14 protein-coding genes and 2 pseudogenes are annotated in these 17,069 nt (G+C 39.9%); 9 read left to right on the top strand and 7 right to left on the bottom strand.

Annotated features, from left to right (window positions below):
• Nucleotides 1-342: 342 nt before the first annotated feature.
• Nucleotides 343-1,206 (top strand): cyanophycinase, encoded by an 864-nt coding sequence (locus tag H6F62_RS12085; protein WP_028090521.1) that lies wholly within the window; start codon nt 343-345, stop codon nt 1,204-1,206.
• A 173-nt stretch (nt 1,207-1,379) separates the two neighbouring features.
• The gene (gene cphA, locus H6F62_RS12090) at nt 1,380-4,091 is read left to right on the top strand and encodes a cyanophycin synthetase (RefSeq protein ID WP_137907852.1); all 2,712 of its coding nucleotides are present in this window, start codon (nt 1,380-1,382) and stop codon (nt 4,089-4,091) included.
• A gap of 179 nt (nt 4,092-4,270) precedes the next feature.
• On the opposite strand, the gene H6F62_RS12095 is transcribed toward cphA, so the two are convergent.
• Entirely contained in the window at nt 4,271-5,665 is a 1,395-nt protein-coding gene (locus tag H6F62_RS12095; protein ID WP_190372177.1) for a serine/threonine-protein kinase, read from the bottom strand.
• A gap of 114 nt (nt 5,666-5,779) precedes the next feature.
• Here H6F62_RS12095 and cbiT point away from each other — a divergent pair, with 114 nt between their 5' ends.
• Both cbiT and H6F62_RS12105 read left to right on the top strand, forming a co-directional pair.
• Nucleotides 5,780-6,382, top strand: coding sequence for a precorrin-6Y C5,15-methyltransferase subunit CbiT (cbiT, locus tag H6F62_RS12100; RefSeq protein WP_190372149.1), 603 nt, complete (start codon nt 5,780-5,782; stop codon nt 6,380-6,382).
• 80 nt (nt 6,383-6,462) lie between these two features.
• A complete protein-coding gene (locus H6F62_RS12105) occupies nt 6,463-7,353 on the top strand; it encodes a phosphatidate cytidylyltransferase (protein ID WP_137907854.1) in 891 nt (296 codons plus the stop codon).
• 84 nt (nt 7,354-7,437) lie between these two features.
• Here the strand turns inward: H6F62_RS12105 and H6F62_RS12110 are convergent, their stop codons facing one another.
• On the bottom strand, nt 7,438-8,091 hold the full coding sequence (locus tag H6F62_RS12110) for a DUF2993 domain-containing protein (RefSeq protein ID WP_306420211.1): 654 nt from the start codon (nt 8,089-8,091) through the stop codon (nt 7,438-7,440).
• A 292-nt stretch (nt 8,092-8,383) separates the two neighbouring features.
• Here H6F62_RS12110 and H6F62_RS12115 point away from each other — a divergent pair, with 292 nt between their 5' ends.
• The gene (locus H6F62_RS12115; protein WP_137907856.1) at nt 8,384-9,157 is read left to right on the top strand and encodes a pseudouridine synthase; all 774 of its coding nucleotides are present in this window, start codon (nt 8,384-8,386) and stop codon (nt 9,155-9,157) included.
• Nucleotides 9,158-9,173: 16 nt separating this feature from the next.
• Nucleotides 9,174-9,947, top strand: a complete 774-nt coding sequence (locus H6F62_RS12120) for a RodZ domain-containing protein (protein ID WP_190372150.1) — start codon at nt 9,174-9,176, stop codon at nt 9,945-9,947.
• A 173-nt stretch (nt 9,948-10,120) separates the two neighbouring features.
• Here H6F62_RS12120 and malQ read toward each other — a convergent pair whose 3' ends face one another.
• Nucleotides 10,121-11,629 (bottom strand): 4-alpha-glucanotransferase, encoded by a 1,509-nt coding sequence (malQ, locus tag H6F62_RS12125; RefSeq protein WP_190372151.1) that lies wholly within the window; start codon nt 11,627-11,629, stop codon nt 10,121-10,123.
• Nucleotides 11,630-11,818: 189 nt separating this feature from the next.
• Here malQ and H6F62_RS12130 point away from each other — a divergent pair, with 189 nt between their 5' ends.
• Complete coding sequence (locus H6F62_RS12130) at nt 11,819-12,250, top strand: NUDIX hydrolase (protein WP_137908893.1); 432 nt, start codon at nt 11,819-11,821, stop codon at nt 12,248-12,250.
• Nucleotides 12,251-12,468: 218 nt separating this feature from the next.
• On the opposite strand, the pseudogene rimM (H6F62_RS12135) reads toward H6F62_RS12130, so the two are convergent.
• Nucleotides 12,469-12,807 (bottom strand): annotated as a pseudogene (rimM, locus tag H6F62_RS12135) (ribosome maturation factor RimM); the annotation flags it as partial.
• A 4-nt stretch (nt 12,808-12,811) separates the two neighbouring features.
• Between rimM (H6F62_RS12135) and H6F62_RS12140 the strand changes: the two are divergent.
• Nucleotides 12,812-13,030, top strand: a pseudogene (locus tag H6F62_RS12140) (NUDIX hydrolase); the annotation flags it as partial.
• A gap of 218 nt (nt 13,031-13,248) precedes the next feature.
• Here H6F62_RS12140 and rimM (H6F62_RS12145) read toward each other — a convergent pair.
• From rimM (H6F62_RS12145) to H6F62_RS12155, 3 genes are read right to left on the bottom strand one after another with little or no spacing between them, the layout of a single operon-like run.
• Complete coding sequence (gene rimM, locus H6F62_RS12145; RefSeq protein ID WP_190372152.1) at nt 13,249-13,938, bottom strand: ribosome maturation factor RimM; 690 nt, start codon at nt 13,936-13,938, stop codon at nt 13,249-13,251.
• Between the two features lie 5 nt (nt 13,939-13,943).
• On the bottom strand, nt 13,944-15,227 hold the full coding sequence (locus H6F62_RS12150; RefSeq protein WP_190372178.1) for a valine--pyruvate transaminase: 1,284 nt from the start codon (nt 15,225-15,227) through the stop codon (nt 13,944-13,946).
• Between the two features lie 20 nt (nt 15,228-15,247).
• Nucleotides 15,248-15,388, bottom strand: coding sequence for a hypothetical protein (locus H6F62_RS12155; RefSeq protein ID WP_162501204.1), 141 nt, complete (start codon nt 15,386-15,388; stop codon nt 15,248-15,250).
• 102 nt (nt 15,389-15,490) lie between these two features.
• Between H6F62_RS12155 and H6F62_RS12160 the strand changes: the two genes are divergently transcribed.
• Complete coding sequence (locus H6F62_RS12160; protein ID WP_190372153.1) at nt 15,491-16,600, top strand: S-(hydroxymethyl)glutathione dehydrogenase/class III alcohol dehydrogenase; 1,110 nt, start codon at nt 15,491-15,493, stop codon at nt 16,598-16,600.
• Nucleotides 16,601-17,069 lie beyond the last annotated feature (469 nt).

Consider the following 17,069-nt stretch of genomic DNA (forward strand, 5'->3'; position numbering starts at 1 on the left):
GTCACCACTAAATTTAAGTTAATAATCCCACTAAAGTTAACAACTTCCGGGATGCATCCAGCCAGCCATGGCTACGCTATCAAAAGTAAGAGTGTCAAAACCTACTAAAGCCTAAATCTAGAAGGGAATTGTAGTTGGACTAAGACTATGAAAGCCCCATAGAAGTCGTAGATAGGTAAAAAACAATGGCACTGGCTATGAGAAAGACGGACATGATGTCATAGTTGAAGCCTCATGTCCGTCAAGCCGTGTCCTCTCACACCAAGCAAAAGGCGAAAATTAACAAGTACCAAACCTTGTTCAATTGACCTGAAGTTGTTGACTCCCTCAAGCACAAACACAATGCCGCAGTTAGAAGTTAAATCGCTGGAAATGAGGACACCCCAAGCAACTAAAACCGCCGTTATGGTTATCGGAGGCGCCGAAGATAAAGTTCATGGACGAGAAATTCTGAGAACTTTTTTTATTCGTGCTGGTGGTAACAAGGCGTATATTACAATAATTCCATCAGCCTCTCGGGAGCCTGCCATTATCGGTGGTAGGTATATCCGCATTTTTGAAGAAATGGGTGCGGAAAAGGTGGAAATTTTAGACATTCGTGAACGGGAACAATGTGAAAATCCTGAGATTAAAGCATCCCTCGAAGCCTGTAGTGGTGTCTTCTTGACAGGAGGAGACCAACTGCGCCTTTGTGGAGTCCTCTCCGATACACCAGCCATGGAAATTATCCGCCAACGGGTGAGAGCCGGACAACTGACTCTAGCAGGTACAAGTGCTGGAGCAGCTGTAATGGGCCATCACATGATCGCTGGCGGTGGGAGTGGTGAAACACCCAATCGTTCCCTGGTGGACATGGCAACCGGCTTAGGATTTATTCCTGAAGTGGTAGTTGACCAACATTTCCATAACCGGAATCGCATGGGACGACTTGTAAGTGCCATCGCCTCTCACCCTGATCGCTTAGGCATTGGTATTGATGAAGATACTTGTGCTGTGTTTGAACGGGATGGTTGGTTGCAAGTTATGGGTAAAGGTAGTGTTACTATTGTTGACCCCACAGAACTAACCCATACCAACGAACCTAATGTCAGTGCAAATGAACCATTGACTGTACATAATTTACGACTACATATCCTCAGTTACGGAGATCGCTTCCATCTTTACCAACGTACTGTTTTACCTGCTGTGCATCGCATCTCTAGCTAACGGGATAGAGTATCTAAAGTGACACTGACTTGACCGCGAATTGATTTCTTGCTGTCCCCAGATCCAGATTTAGATATGATCTCACCAGAAAAACTGTTCAAAATGAACAGTTTAGCGGTCAATTCCAGTCAGAAACTAGAATTTTGGTTCCGAATCTCCATCTACCTATTCCCATGAGAATCCTCAAGATCCAGACCTTACGCGGCCCAAACTACTGGAGCATTAGACGGCACAAGCTGATCGTTACGCGCCTCGACTTAGAGAATATTGCCGAAACTCCCTCCAATGAAATAACTGACTTTTATGAAGGATTAGTAGAGGCTCTGCCAAGTTTAGAGGGTCACTATTGTTCCCCCGGCTGTCGTGGTGGTTTTCTAATGCGGGTGCGAGAAGGCACTATGATGGGTCATATAGTGGAACACGTAGCCTTGGAACTCCAGGAATTGGCGGGAATGCACGTAGGTTTCGGTCGCACCCGTGAAACTGCCACACCTGGGATTTACCAGGTAGTGATTGAGTACCTAAATGAAGAAGCGGGTCGTTACGCAGCACGGGCAGCAGTAAGGCTATGTCAAAGCATTATTGACCGAGGCCGTTATCCGAAAGCCGAATTAGAGCAAGATATCCAAGACTTAAAAGACTTTTGGCGCGATGCAACTCTTGGACCTTCAACAGAAGCCATTATTAAAGAAGCTGAGAAAAAAGGCATTCCCTGGATGCCTTTACCAGCAAGGTTTCTCATTCAGTTGGGCTATGGTATCCATCAAAAACGGATTCAGGCCACAATGACCAACAACACAGGCATTCTCGGTGTAGAATTAGCTTGTGATAAAGAGGCCACTAAACGTATTCTCTATGCCAATGGTATACCAGTTCCTAGAGGTACAGTCATCAATTTCTTTGACGATTTGGAAGAAGCTATTGAATATGTTGGCGGTTATCCAATCGTTATTAAGCCTTTAGATGGCAATCATGGCCGTGGTATCACCATTGATATCAGAAACTGGAAAGACGCAGAAGCAGCCTACGAAATGGCTAGACAAGTTTCTAACTCAATCATTGTCGAGCGATATTATCTTGGCCGCGACCATAGGGTATTAGTAGTAAATGGCAAAGTAGTCGCTGTAGCAGAAAGAATCCCCGCCCATGTCGTGGGTAATGGCAAGTCTACTATTCTAGAACTAATTGAAGAAACTAACCAAGATCCTAAGCGCGGTGAAGGTCATGATAATGTCCTCACTAAGATTGAACTAGACCGTAGTAGCTATCAGCTACTAGAAAGACAAGGTTATACTATCAATAGTGTGCCTCCATCAGGAGCAATTTGTTATCTACGGGCAACGGCAAATCTAAGCACAGGTGGTAGTGCTGTAGACCGTACGGACGAAATTCACCCAGAAAACGTTTGGTTAGCACAACGGGTAGTCAGAATCATCGGTTTAGATGTTGCTGGTATAGATATTGTCACTTCTGATATTAGCCGTCCTTTGAGAGAATTAGATGGTGTGATTGTCGAAGTTAATGCCGCTCCTGGTTTCCGAATGCACGTCGCCCCCAGCGTGGGTATACCCCGCAATGTCGCTGGTGCTGTGATTAATATGCTATTCCCCAATGATCAAGCCAGCCGTGTTCCCATTCTCTCAGTAACCGGGACAAATGGCAAAACCACTACTACCCGCCTATTGGCACACATTTATAAGCAAACAGGTAAGGTGGTTGGTTATACGACCACAGACGGTACTTATATCGGTGATTTCTTGGTAGAATCAGGGGATAATACTGGTCCTCAAAGCGCCCATGTCATCCTCCAAGATCCTACTGTAGAGGTGGCGGTATTAGAATCTGCTCGTGGTGGTATTCTCCGCTCTGGACTCGGTTTTGATAATGCTAATGTGGGTGTAGTATTAAATGTATCTGCGGATCATCTGGGTATCGGTGATATAGATACTATAGAGCAATTAGCCCATCTTAAAAGCGTAGTTGCTGAAGCTGTATTCCCTGATGGTTATACTGTACTCAATGCTGATGATCCACGGGTTGCGGCTATGGCAGAAAAAACTAAGGCCAATGTTGCTTATTTTACCATGAATCCCGATTCAGAACTGGTGCGAAAGCATATCCAAAAGGGAGGAGTAGCCGCAGTCTATGAACATGATTATCTGTCAATTGTTAAAGGTGATTGGACACACCGCATTGAAAGAGCGGAAAATATCCCCTTGACAATGGGCGCAAGAGCGCCATTTATGATTGCTAATGCTTTAGCCGCAAGTTTGGCAGCTTTTGTCCAAGATGTCACAATTGAGCAAATTCGTGCTGGTTTGAGAAGTTTCCGCGCTTCTGTAAGTCAAACCCCAGGACGCATGAATTTGTTTAATTTGGGTAAATACCACGCTTTAGTTGATTATGCCCATAATGCGGCTAGTTATGAGGCTTTGGGTTCATTTGTTCGCAACTGGACAACAGGACAGCGTATTGGTGTGGTTGGAGGTCCTGGAGATCGCCGTGACGAAGATTTTGTGATGCTGGGTAAGTTATCGGCGGATATCTTTGACTATATTATTGTTAAGGAAGATGATGATACCAGAGGACGGCCACGGGGTTCAGCCTCGGATTTGATTACTAAGGGTATTAATGAGGTTAAGCCTAATAGTCGCTTTGAATCAATTCTAGACGAAACTAAAGCCATTAACAAAGCCTTAGATATGGCTGCCGATGGTAGTTTGGTGGTGATTTTACCAGAAAGTGTTAACCGGGCGATCAAGTTAATTAAGTTGCGTGGTGTGATAGATGATGAAATACCACTACAAAACTCAATTAGCAATGATTCCCAGACAAAACTTTCTGGGGGGGTAGCACCTTCCTCTGTGGTCAATACGCCGATTTAGTGAACTTGATCTTGTTTGTAAATTGCCCCCGGACTAATTTATAATTTCGGTCTGGGGGTTAATTTTAGCTATAATTCATGTTATTTACGTTTAATAATTAACCAACCTCAGCCGATAAATACAAAAGTGGCAATAATGCTGAAAATTAATCACGGTAGCATTTAGATGAGGCTTCAATACTATCTTACCTCAGAGAGTCCTATACCCAACCAATCACTTAATTCCATAGCTAACCATTCTAATTCTGCTTCAGATTTCAGAGTATCAAGATTAAACTCAAATTTTTTCACTCCCGCCCAAATTTCTAATTTTGCTGGTTGTAGGGTTCTATCTTCCGAATCTCCAGTAAAATGTTGTGGTGTATAAATCAGTTTATTAATACTTGCTCTAGAAGCTGAACGACGACGGATTTTCCATTTTCCTAACCAAGCATTAAAAGTAATTTGTTCTTTATCTATACGTACTTTCACGCTGCCAAATAAAGGGTATAATATGCCAGCATATATCATCGAAAAACCAGCACCCCAAAAAGGTAATGAAAACAAAGCAAAGGGAATATTGGCGGGAAAAGGAGCAGAAAGAGCGCCAATAGTCCAAACTAATATAAATAAATTCCAAAATGTGGCAAAACACCCTATAAATACCATCGAGGGTTTAAAGCCAGTAGGGGGGATGGTAATTTCTAAAAAATCTTCATTTTTTGTGATTTGAATTTCACTACCTGCTGGTTTACCAACAGCTAAAGCTGTAATTTCGGTATATTTTCCCTCTCCCTGTTCTAAAGCTATTAGCGCTTGAGTTGCAGAAGAGAAACGCTTTTCTAAACTCGGTTCTGTGATTTTTTGCAACCAATTAGTAAAATAGGGACTAATATTAGTAAATTGCTCAAACTCAATGCAAAAATCCTTTTGGGGTAAATCTGCTGGGTGAGTCCCCGTCACCAAATAAATTATTGTGCATCCTAAGCTATAAAGGTCAGAAGCGGGAACTGTGCGGCCTCCAAACTGTTCTTGTGGCATATAACCATAGGTTCCGACAATCGTTCTTGTCCCTCCTTCTGCTGCTAAAACAGTCTGAACTGAACCAAAATCTACTAAATAAACTGAACCGACGCTATTACCAGAACGTTCTCCTAATAAAATATTACTAGGCTTAATATCACGATGGATAACTGGTGGATTTAAGTTATGTAAATATATAAGAATTTCTAAAAGTGCTTTGGCAATTTCTTGGACTTCAACTTCTGTAAATTTTCTCCCAGTTTGTAAATATTGTTCTAGGGTTTGGGCTGGGATATAAGTCTGGACGAGGGCAAATCCTTTATATATAGGGGAATTAACCTCAAAATAGTCTAAGTAAGCTGGAATAAAAGGATGTGATAAAGATTTTAAAGTTTGGGCTTCCCTTTCAAATAATTTCAGATCATCCCATTCAAAATCACCACCAAAAGCAAGTAACTTGACAATTACCGATTTTCCAGTTACTACATCAGTAGCTAGGAAAGTGCTTCTACCAGCTTTTTTGCCTAACTGTTGTTGAATCTCGTAACGATTGGCTAATATTTCCCTATTCATGATCATTACAGTATCCTTGTGTCACTCATGAGCATAAATACCAAAATTATCTTACCCATTCCTGATTTTAATTTAATTGTTAATTTAATTGTTAATTTTAATTTTTAATTGCTTATGCCTTCCCCACTTTGGCCTTATATTACTCCAGGGATTCCCGATGAATTATTTGAGCATTTACCAGGTATTCCCCTCAGTCAGCGAGAATTAAGATTGTTGTTGATTTCTCAACTGCGACTACAAGCAGATTCAATATTGTGGGATATTGGTGCGGGAACGGGTACAATTCCTATAGAGGTGGGTTTATTGTGTCCCCAAGGACGGGTAATTGCAATTGAACGTGATGAGGATGTAGCTAACCTGATTAAACGCAATTGCGATCGCTTTGAAGTGAAAAACGTAGCAGTTATTGAAGGTAGCGCCCCGGAATGTTTAAAGCAAATCAAGTTACAACCTGATCGTATTTGCATTGAGGGGGGAAAAGCGATAAATGAAATTGTCCAAGCTGCATGGCAATATTTACCCACATCTGGACGAGTAGTGGCAACAGCTGCTAATCTAGAAAGTCTGTATGCTATTTCTCAAAGTTTTTCCCAATTGAGAGTGAGAAATATCGAAGTTGTCCAGTCAGGGGTGAACCGTTTGGAAACACGGGGTTATTCTCAAACTTTTGTAGCTGGAGATCCCATTTTTATTCTCAGTGGTGAGAAATTAGACTAAATTTGAATGAATTAAAACTTCTGCGGTTTTCGGTTTTGGATTCAATCCAAAATCTAAAATCCAAAATCCAAAATACTATTATGCCCTGGTCTCGAATTGTTAGTGGAATTATTGCGATTGTCATGGCGCTGTCTTCAACCCTATTAGGGGGGTGGTATTTCACCATAGCGATCGCTATTGTTGTATTTTTAGGTCAACAAGAATATTTTAACTTAGTGCGTTCTCGCGGCATTACACCAGCAGTAAAAACTACTATGTTTGTCAGTCAAGTTTTATTGGCAATTTGTACTCTTAATGCTAGTTTAGCTGATGCAATTATGCCCATAGCAGGAACACTGATTTGTTTTTATCTACTTTTTCAACCTAAACTAGCCACAATTGCCGATATTTCCGCTTCTATTATGGGTTTGTTTTATGTAGGTTATTTACCAAGTTACTGGGTACGCTTACGGGAAATTAATCATGATCTTACCAGCAATTTGCCTTTAGGTGGTTATTGGCCATCCCATTGGGAGGATATTGGACAAGGCAATTTTAGCGCCCTATCAACAGGTTTAACAACCACTATCCTCGCTTTTTTGTGTATTTGGGCTGCTGATATTGGTGCTTATATTATTGGTAAATTCTTCGGTAAAACTCGTTTATCGGATATTAGTCCCAGAAAAACCGTAGAAGGTGCAGTTTTTGGTATTGCTGCTAGTTTGGCCGTGGCTGTGACAGGTGCTTATTTTCTCCATTTTCCCTACTGGTTAATTACCGGTTTAACATTGGGTTTGATTATTGGTATTGCTAGTTTATTAGGTGATTTAACGGAATCGTTACTTAAACGTGATGCGGGTGTGAAAGATTCTGGACAATTAATCCCCGGACATGGTGGTATTTTAGATCGGACTGATAGTTATATTTTTACCGCTCCTTTAGTTTATTATTTTGTGACGTTGCTTTTGCCGCTTTTACAAACAACTCTGTAATTCGTAATTTGCGGTTTATTGTCACATATCAGTATGAAATCCTGAAAATCCTTAAGTCCTGGATATCCTGATTCAGGCAGATGCCTATGGGTTAATGTTAATGCGTCCATAACAAATCAGTTGTCCCGGTATCAGAGAGATTTCTTTAATATCAACATCTGTCCCCAGATTTATAATATCAGGAGCATATCCTTCTAGAATAACTTCTTCGTCGCTTTTGATCTCAACTTGTGTCAATTGCAGTTCTTGTCCGTTGAGTAGTTTTAAGTATAAATGAATATTAAAGAATGTTTCTTGCTTATCAGAAATAGTTATACCATGCAGGATCAATAACTGATTGTCAAGGGTAATTTTTCGCCAACTAAGGGACTTGAAATTTATTCCAGATTGTGGTATTAAGGTAATCAGTAAATCATTTATAGCCGTCAATAATAATGGAGATGAGAGGGAGTTATTAAGATCCTGTTCCTCAACTATTAGTTTACCAACAACAGGTACTATTTCTAATAATTGCAGCGGCTGTCCTCTCAATATTGATGAGACATTAAGTTGTATTTTTTCGGCATAAAGTTCGATTTCTGTGATATGAATTCCTCGATACACAGCTTTACTAGCAGAAATAGATACCCCAGGAATACAACCAGAAAAAAGTTGGCGATCGCTCGCTTTGATATGTACATCTAAACCCGATACTTGATTTAACTGGGTTCTTATCCATAACTTGATTGCTGAAGTCAAAACTTTTGTAATGAGCTTAAATTTGTTATTATCTGTATTTGGGGAACTTGTTTCTATCATTTTCCAGTAATTATATGTAAATATGTTTAGCTATTAAGTCAGGACTTACGCAACTGGCACATTAGCAAGGTGCATGACTACCGTCTACAATAGAATTTTAGTGTGACACTTGCGCAAGTGCTATAAGTATCTTAAATAGTTCTTAACTGTAATATAGGAGTTTTTTCACAAAAAAGTCAAAAAATCAGTAATATAATAGTATTCAATGAGAAATAAAAGTGACAATTAAAACATGGAGGAACGATTACAAAAAATTTTAGCTCAATGGGGCATTGCCTCCCGTCGTGAAAGTGAAGAAATGATTAGACAATCAAGGGTGCGTGTTAATGGCATATTGGCACATTTAGGTCAAAAAGTCGATCCCCAACGAGACAAAATCTTGATTGATGATCTACCAGTCCTGACGGAACAACGTCCATCTTTGATCTATTTATTGCTGCATAAACCAGCAGGATTTGTATCTACTTGCCATGACCCCCAAGGAAGACCAACTGTCCTGGATCTGCTACCCTCAGAATTAAGAGAGGGATTGGGTATTCACCCCGTTGGTCGTTTGGATGTAGACTCTACAGGAGCGTTAATCCTGACAAATGATGGGGAATTAACTTATGGACTTACCCATCCTAGTCATAGTATTTCTAAGAGCTATCGTGTTACTGTCCAAGGACATCCCCCCGCAGCAGTTATTCAAAGGTGGAGTCAGGGTGTAATTCTGGAAGGAAAAATCACCAGACCAGCCCGGGTGCGTTTAATTGAAACTTATATTAACCAAAGCTGTTTAGAAATTGTTTTACAGGAGGGAAGAAATCGGCAAATTCGTCGTGTAGCCGAACAGTTAGGATATCCAGTTATCAAGCTACATCGGACGGCCATCGGTTCAATTCAATTAAAGACGGCAATAACACCATTTTTGCAAGTTGGTGAATATCGTCATTTAACTCAAGACGAGATGATTTTTTTAAGCAAGCAGATAAATCGCACACCCATAAAGACAAAGCTGAGTTAAGGAGTAAAGGAAAAACATGAAATGGTTCAGAAAGAAGGATGAACAGCCAATCAAACCTTCTATCAAGCAACATCAAAGTGAAAAGTTGATACAGCTTGGCTCTCAACTGGCTTCCCTACGTCAGGAAAAGAATTTAACTCTTGATGAGTTAGTCCTCTTCACCAGAATTCCTCGACGACTTTTGCAAGCCATTGAAGAAGGTAATTTAAGCGACCTACCAGAACCAATTTATATTCAAGGTTTAATTAGGCAGTTTGCAGATGCTTTAGGAATTAAGGGGAGGGAATTTGCCAGTCATTTCCCGATTGGTTATCAACCAGTGGCTTTTAAATCCACTTGGAAAAACCAAAACATTGCTCAATTCCGTCCTATACATCTTTACCTGTTTTACATTGTTTTGATTTTCTGCTCTGTTAACAGTTTATCTCATTTATTAAATAATGCCACATTGCAGTCCAATAATCGCCAAATTCAATCAAAGACAGCACAGCCATCAACAGAACAAGAAACATCTTCTAATAAACAGCCCAGTAGTAAACAGGATCAGTCTGTACAAGTTGGTGTTACCTTAAAAGCCTCCTCATGGATTAGTGTGGTGACAGATGGTAAAACGGCTTTTGAAGGAGTTTTACCACAAGGTTTTAGTCGTACTTGGAAAGCTAGTCAGCAGCTGATAGTAAAAACTAATAATGCTGGTGGGGTGTTAATGAGCGTGAATCGGCAGAAAGCCAAAGAAATGGGGGAAATTGGCAAAACCGAGGAAATCAAGATCGCTGCTGGACCAAACTAACCGGAAATCATCATCATCGTTAAATTTTGGCTTATTTTGGCTTTTGGCTTGATCTCAATCAAGGGTGGTTTGATCAAAAACTTGGGGTTTTCGTCTATTCAGTCAAACCAGGACAAAATAGCGAAAACATCAGTTTTTTTTCGCGTTTATTAGCCCAAATTTATTTAACTAACTTAGGATTGTCTAGGGGCGCGTCCACAACGCAGGGTGAGAGTTTTTAAGCGATCGCTTAATTCTTGGGTTAATACACCCGCTTGATAACGCCATTGCCAATTTCCCTCCGCTGTACTTGGAAAATTCATTCTTGCATCAGTTCCCAAACCTAATACATCCTGTAAAGGTATAATCGCCTGATTAGCGATAGAACTCAAAGCTAATCTAATTAAATCCCAGTTTATGCCGTCAGGACTAATACAACCTAAATACAACAATAAATTTTGCTTTTCGTAATCATTTGCAACATTAAACCAGCCCACAGTTGTATCATTGTCATGAGTGCCAGTATAAACTACAGCATTACGATTGTAGTTAAAGGGTAAAAAGGGATTTCCGGGATCAGAACCAAAAGCAAACTGTAATACCTTCATTCCTGGAAACTCAAATTGATCTCGTAGTGCTTCCACTTCTGGGGTGATAATCCCCAAATCCTCCGCGAGCACAGGTAACTTACCTAACTGCTTTCTAATAGTTTCAAATAAAGCCACACCGGGTGCTTTAATCCATTCACCATTCATAGCAGTTGTTTCACCTTGGGGTACAGCCCAATAAGCCTCAAAACCCCGGAAATGATCAATGCGAATGATATCTACATAATCCAGCATGGCCTCAAAACGCAGCACCCACCATTTAAAGTCTTGTTTTTGTAATTCTTCCCAATTATACACCGGATTTCCCCATAATTGACCAGTGGCACTAAAATAGTCTGGTGGGACTCCGGCCATTAACGCCGCTGCTCCTGTTTCCTCGTCTAGAGCAAATATCTCAGGATTAGCCCAGACATCAGCGCTATCATGGGCTACGTAAATGGGGATATCACCAATAATTTCTACACCATTTTCATTAGCATAGTTTTTCAGTTCTGACCATTGACGGAAAAACTCATATTGGACAAACTTATAATAAAAAATTTCTGCCGCTAACTCTTGTTCCATCGCAGCTAAAGCCGCTGGTTCACGCTTTGCCAATTCCGGCTCCCAATTATGCCAGCCTGCACCATTTTGGGCATCTTTAAGAGCCATAAACAGAGCGTAATTATTTAACCAATAGCCTTTATCAGTACAAAACTTGCTAAAAGCTTGTTTTTGAGTTAAAGTTGCCTTAGTTTTAAAATCTTCACAAGCTTTAATCAGTAAATTAACCTTAACCCGGATAACTTCCTGAAAATCTACATAATCTGCCGGAAAATCTGGTAAATCAGCCAAATCTGATTCAATTAACAAACCCTCCTCTAGCAACTTGTCGGGACTAATTAAAAAGTAATTTCCCGCCATTGCAGAATAGCACATATAGGGAGAATTACCGTAACCAGTCGGACCTAGAGGTAAAACTTGCCAATATTGCTGGTGACTATTTTTAAGAAAATCAATAAAATCATAGGCTTCCAGTCCTAAATCCCCAATACCAAAACGACTGGGGAAAGAACTGGGATGTAGTAGAATACCACTGGATCTAGGAAAAGGCATATTTAACCTGAAATATAGGAAAGGGTAATCGTTTATCAGTTACGCATCGAATTTATCATGGCATGGTTAATCTTGACTGTTGTGATTTGTGAAGAAATAAGAAGATGAATCACAATAATCTATTGTACTCACTCAGATCCCCATTGAACAAGTCGAGGATCTATAAACCTACATATTAACAAATGAACAATGACTTATAGAAATCCTGCACCCACTGTTGATATCATTATTGAGTTAATTGATAGACCTCATCGCCCTATTATTCTCATTGAAAGACATAATGAACCTTTAGGGTGGGCGCTACCTGGTGGTTTTGTGGATTATGGTGAAACTGTGGAAAAAGCTGCAATTAGGGAAGCAGAGGAAGAAATAGGGTTAAAAGTAGAGTTAATTCAACAATTTTTAGTTTATTCTGATCCCCGTCGTGATTCTCGTCAGCATACAATTAGTATTGTGTTTTTAGCAACAGCTACAGGTCAACCTTTAGCGGGTGATGATGCTAAGGGTGTGGGTATTTTCGAGCCTTGGTGTGTTCCTAGTGATTTGTGTTTTGATCACGACCGGATTTTGCGAGATTATTGGCAATATAGAAATTATGGGATAGGTCCTAGATTGGGGTGAGGGATTTTAATATCATGTCCGGTTGAACACTTATTATATCTGTTGAGGCTGGTAATGGGTAATTGGTAATTGGGAAAAGGCAATACAATGACGAACTATATCGTCAGTGATTAGGCAGACACGATATAACAGTAAATTCATCTGAACCTAAGTAAATATAGGCAGCTATTAATTCCAAATAGAAAGAGTTATTAAACCACTTATGTGACATAGTTTAACTAATCATTAATTGATAACAAACCAGGGGGAGGGGTAATTTCAACGCGACGATTTTCCAAATCCACAACAGGGACAATTTCCATCACAAAGGGAATTAAAACTGTTTTTCCGGCTTTATCTTCAGCAAAAGCAGAATCTAATTTTACTTCTAATAAATCATGACCTGAAGGTAATATATCTACCAGTGTTCCCACCAACTCCCCAGAAGATTGCATAAAAACCTGCAATCCTAACAAGTCTATCACATGAAACTCACCCGCTGCCAATTTAGGGCGATCGCTTATAGGCACAAAGAACCGACAATCACGCATATTTTCAGCTTGAGAGCGATCGCTTAAATTTTTAGTTTATTCTGATCCCCGTCGTGATTCTCGTCAGCATACAATTAGTATTGTGTTTTTAGCAACAGCTACAGGTCAACCTTTAGCGGGTGATGATGCTAAGGGTGTGGGTATTTTCGAGCCTTGGTGTGTTCCTAGTGATTTGTGTTTTGATCACGACCGGATTTTGCGAGATTATTGGCAATATAGAAATTATGGGATAGGTCCTAGATTGGGGTGAGGGATTTTAATATCATGTCCGGTTGAACACTTATTATATCTGTTGAGGCTGGTAATGGGTAATTGGTAATTGGGAAAAGGCAATACAATGACGAACTATATCGTCAGTGATTAGGCAGACACGATATAACAGTAAATTCATCTGAACCTAAGTAAATATAGGCAGGTATTAATTGCAAATAAAAAGATTTATTAAAACACTTATGTGACACAGTTTAACTAATCATTAATTGATAACAAACCAGGGGGAGGGGTAATTTCGACGCGACGATTTTCCAAATCCACAACAGGGACAATTTCCATCACAAAGGGAATTAAAACTGTTTTTCCGGCTTTATCTTCAGCAAAAGCAGAATCTAATTTTACTTCTAATAAATCATGACCTGAAGGTAATATATCTACCAGTGTTCCCACCAACTCCCCAGAAGATTGCATAAAAACCTGCAATCCTAACAAGTCTATCACATGAAACTCACCCGCTGCCAATTTAGGGCGATCGCTTATAGGCACAAAGAACCGACAATCACGCATATTTTCAGCTTGAGAGCGATCGCTTACTCCTTTTAATCTAATCACATAGAGATTTTTACTCTCAATATAGCGTCCACTTAATAATTCTACAGGTTGAAGTTCCGTTTCTCCTGGACGTAATAACCAGCGTCTTCCTGGTTCTTCAAAGCGTTCGGGAAAATCAGTATCAGGATAAACCCGCAACTCCCCATTTAAACCTTGAGGTGCGACAATTTTACCAATTTCTAACCAATCATCAAGATTAGGAATTGGTTGAGAATGGGGTTTCTCAGCCCTTACCGCACCAGGAAGAGGTGATTTTTGAGCTTTTACCGCTGCTGGCTGCTTCCTGCTTCCCTGCAATATTTTCTTCGTGTTCTTTGCGTCTTCGTGGTTCATTTCTCTTACACACTTATAGCCGCAACTTGATAAACCCGTTCAGCAACCTTAGCTAAACGCTGCATACCGATAATAATCTCCTCATCACTACCAGTCAAACTAATTCTGAGACATTGGTGTTTGTGTTCCCATTCCTCTTGTAAACCGGGGAAGAAACTACTACCAGGAACAACAATCACACCAACTTTCTTTAATTCCTGGTAAAATTCCCAATCAGTCATGGGTAAATCTTGCAACCACAACCAGCCAAAAATCGCTCCTTCACCACGATGTAAGAACCAGGGTAAATTTTTTGGCATTGCCAATGCTAATGTACTTTCTAACACATCAAACTTTTTCTGGTAGAAAGGACGAATCACATTTTCAGCGATATTTGCTAATATACCTGATTCTATGGCGCGAGCGGCGATCGCTTGACCATATCGAGAAGAATGAATTCCCACATTAGTTTGGAAACATTCTAAGACCTGAATTAGCTTTTCATCACCAATAGCCACCCCAATGCGTTCTCCAGGCAATCCCGCCTTTGATAAACTCATACAGTGGAGGATATTCTCCCCAAATACGGGAGTCATGTCTGTAAAATTCAAAGCTGGGAACGGAGGCGCGTAAGCAGAATCAATTAATACAGGAACATGATGAGGTTCAGCTAAGGCGGTGATTTTGTTCACTTCATCACTAGTTAAAACATTACCAGTAGGATTACAAGGACGAGAAAAGATCACACAACCAGTATTTTCTGTAATGGAAAGTTGGTTAAAATCAGGACGATATTTAAAACGGTGTGCGTCCTTATCAATATCCAAAGTAGGCTTATAAGCGACTAAAGCTTCTGGGAACAAACAAACACCACCATAACCAGTATAATCTGGACTTAAAGGCAGGACAATTTCCTTTAAATTACCATCTTGAGTATAACCACCGAAAGCATTAGCAGCATAAAAATAGATAGTTTGACTACCCGCAGTAATTAAAATATTCCGGTCAGTTAAACTTAACCCATAACGCTGGTTAAAGTCCTTGACAATTGCGTCAATTAATGGTGAATAACCTTGACTTGAACCGTAACGACAAACAACCTCACCATATTCAGAACTAGCTAATAAATCTGCCGTACAATCCCGCCATAACTGTTCCACCTCTGGTAAAATCAGGGGATTCCCGGCGCTCAAATTATATAATTCCTTTCCCTTACTAGCTCTGAGGGTTTCGTTAATATCTTTCATAATCGCTCTTACGCCAGTTAAGTTAGACATTTGAGCGCCAATTTTAGTAAGGGCAGGTTTGATCATGTTTATTACAGATTTCATTAATCGCCAAAGTGGGTAGTTGCAGCCAAGATCAAGTTTGTGGTCATAATCGCTAAAATAGCTGCTGCCTTCAACCAATCTAAACCGTAGTTAATCAGATAGGATATTTTTCTGGCAATGCCCACCACTTTAGCATACATAGAACAATTTGACAAGTAATCATGAAAAATATTCCTCTTCGCGCCTGGAGTGCCTCTGGGTGAGATAAAATTACGTAAATCCTCGCCAATCAAGAGAATCAAATGGAAATCAAAGCAGCAGTAGCATACAGTCCAGGAAAACCCTTAACAATTGAAACCGTCCAATTACAAGGACCACAAGCAGGGGAAGTATTAATTGAGATTAAAGCTAGTGGAGTATGTCATACGGATGCTTTTACCCTTTCTGGTGATGATCCTGAAGGTTTATTTCCGGCAATTTTAGGCCATGAAGGTGCTGGTATAGTTGTGGAAGTAGGGGCTGATGTCAAAAGTCTTAAACCTGGAGATCATGTAATTCCTTTATACACCCCTGAATGTCGTCAATGTGATTATTGTCTCAGCTTCAAAACTAATCTTTGTCAAGCAATTCGCGGCACACAAGGACGGGGTTTAATGCCAGATGGTACTAGTCGTTTTAGTATGGGTGGCGATATTATTCACCATTATATGGGTACATCCACCTTCGCTAATTATACGGTATTGCCAGAAATTGCTGTCGCCAAAATTCGAGAGGATGCCCCTTTTGATAAAGTTTGTTATATTGGTTGTGGCGTAACAACAGGTATTGGCGCGGTAATTTATACAGCTAAAGTAGAACCAGGTGCAAATGTAGTAGTTTTTGGTTTAGGGGGGATTGGTTTAAACGTCATCCAAGGAGCGCGAATGGTGGGTGCAAATAAAATTATTGGTGTAGATATTAATCCTAAGAAGCGGGCTTTAGCTGAAAAATTTGGTATGACAGATTTTGTCAATCCTCAAGAAATTGCGGGTGATTTAGTTCCTTATTTAGTAGACTTAACAAAAGGTGGTGCTGACTATTCTTTTGAATGTATTGGCAATGTTAATACCATGCGTCAAGCTTTAGAATGTTGTCATAAAGGTTGGGGTGTAAGTGTGATCATTGGTGTTGCTGGTGCGGGACAAGAAATCAGCACTCGTCCATTTCAATTAGTAACTGGAAGAGTTTGGAAAGGTTCGGCTTTTGGTGGTGCTAGAGGAAGAACTGATGTGCCAAAAATTGTAGATTGGTATATGGATGGTAAAATTAATATTGATGATTTAATTACTCATGTTATGCCGATAGAAAAAATTAATGATGCTTTTGATTTAATGCACAGGGGTGACTCTATTCGCAGTGTTGTGACTTTTTAGGTTTTTGTTTCGCGCTAAGACGCTAAGGAGCAAAGGCACAAAGTAAGAAAAGCTTTGTAATTAGGTTTAAGTTGACAAAAAAGATGTAGATTTTGATCCAGATGGATATCTGGTATATTTTACTTGCCAATCTACTTTCTATTATGTGACGTTAATGTGATCAGTAATAATCTCTAATTTGTCAATTTTCACAACTGGTAAACTGGTAAACTGGTAAACTGGTAAGAATTTTTATTTTTGGCTTATTTACCGATGTATCTTTATTCAGCCAACAGTCTTCTGGAGTGATTATGAGCGATTAGTACAACTGAATACTGACAAGCAATCAAGAATAATGATAAAGAAGGTAAAGGACAATAGAAGACCATAATTTATGGTTTAACTTGATGATGTTAAAAGTTTCCACAGTTAAACCGGAAAATGGTCAGAAGTTCGCTATGGTATTGCAAAGAAACAGCATCATGTAATG

Origin of the sequence: Anabaena sp. FACHB-1391 (assembly GCF_014696755.1) — a bacterium.
Classification (GTDB): domain Bacteria; phylum Cyanobacteriota; class Cyanobacteriia; order Cyanobacteriales; family Nostocaceae; genus Dolichospermum; species Dolichospermum planctonicum.

Coding starts and splice junctions, on each gene's coding strand:
- H6F62_RS12085 (WP_028090521.1), top strand. CDS start 343: ATGCCGCAGTTAGAAGTTAAATCGCTGGAAATGAGGACACCCCAAGCA.
- cphA (WP_137907852.1), top strand. CDS start 1,380: ATGAGAATCCTCAAGATCCAGACCTTACGCGGCCCAAACTACTGGAGC.
- H6F62_RS12095 (WP_190372177.1), bottom strand. CDS start 5,665: ATGAATAGGGAAATATTAGCCAATCGTTACGAGATTCAACAACAGTTA.
- cbiT (WP_190372149.1), top strand. CDS start 5,780: ATGCCTTCCCCACTTTGGCCTTATATTACTCCAGGGATTCCCGATGAA.
- H6F62_RS12105 (WP_137907854.1), top strand. CDS start 6,463: ATGCCCTGGTCTCGAATTGTTAGTGGAATTATTGCGATTGTCATGGCG.
- H6F62_RS12115 (WP_137907856.1), top strand. CDS start 8,384: ATGGAGGAACGATTACAAAAAATTTTAGCTCAATGGGGCATTGCCTCC.
- H6F62_RS12120 (WP_190372150.1), top strand. CDS start 9,174: ATGAAATGGTTCAGAAAGAAGGATGAACAGCCAATCAAACCTTCTATC.
- malQ (WP_190372151.1), bottom strand. CDS start 11,629: ATGCCTTTTCCTAGATCCAGTGGTATTCTACTACATCCCAGTTCTTTC.
- H6F62_RS12130 (WP_137908893.1), top strand. CDS start 11,819: ATGACTTATAGAAATCCTGCACCCACTGTTGATATCATTATTGAGTTA.
- rimM (WP_190372152.1), bottom strand. CDS start 13,938: ATGAACCACGAAGACGCAAAGAACACGAAGAAAATATTGCAGGGAAGC.
- H6F62_RS12155 (WP_162501204.1), bottom strand. CDS start 15,388: ATGTATGCTAAAGTGGTGGGCATTGCCAGAAAAATATCCTATCTGATT.
- H6F62_RS12160 (WP_190372153.1), top strand. CDS start 15,491: ATGGAAATCAAAGCAGCAGTAGCATACAGTCCAGGAAAACCCTTAACA.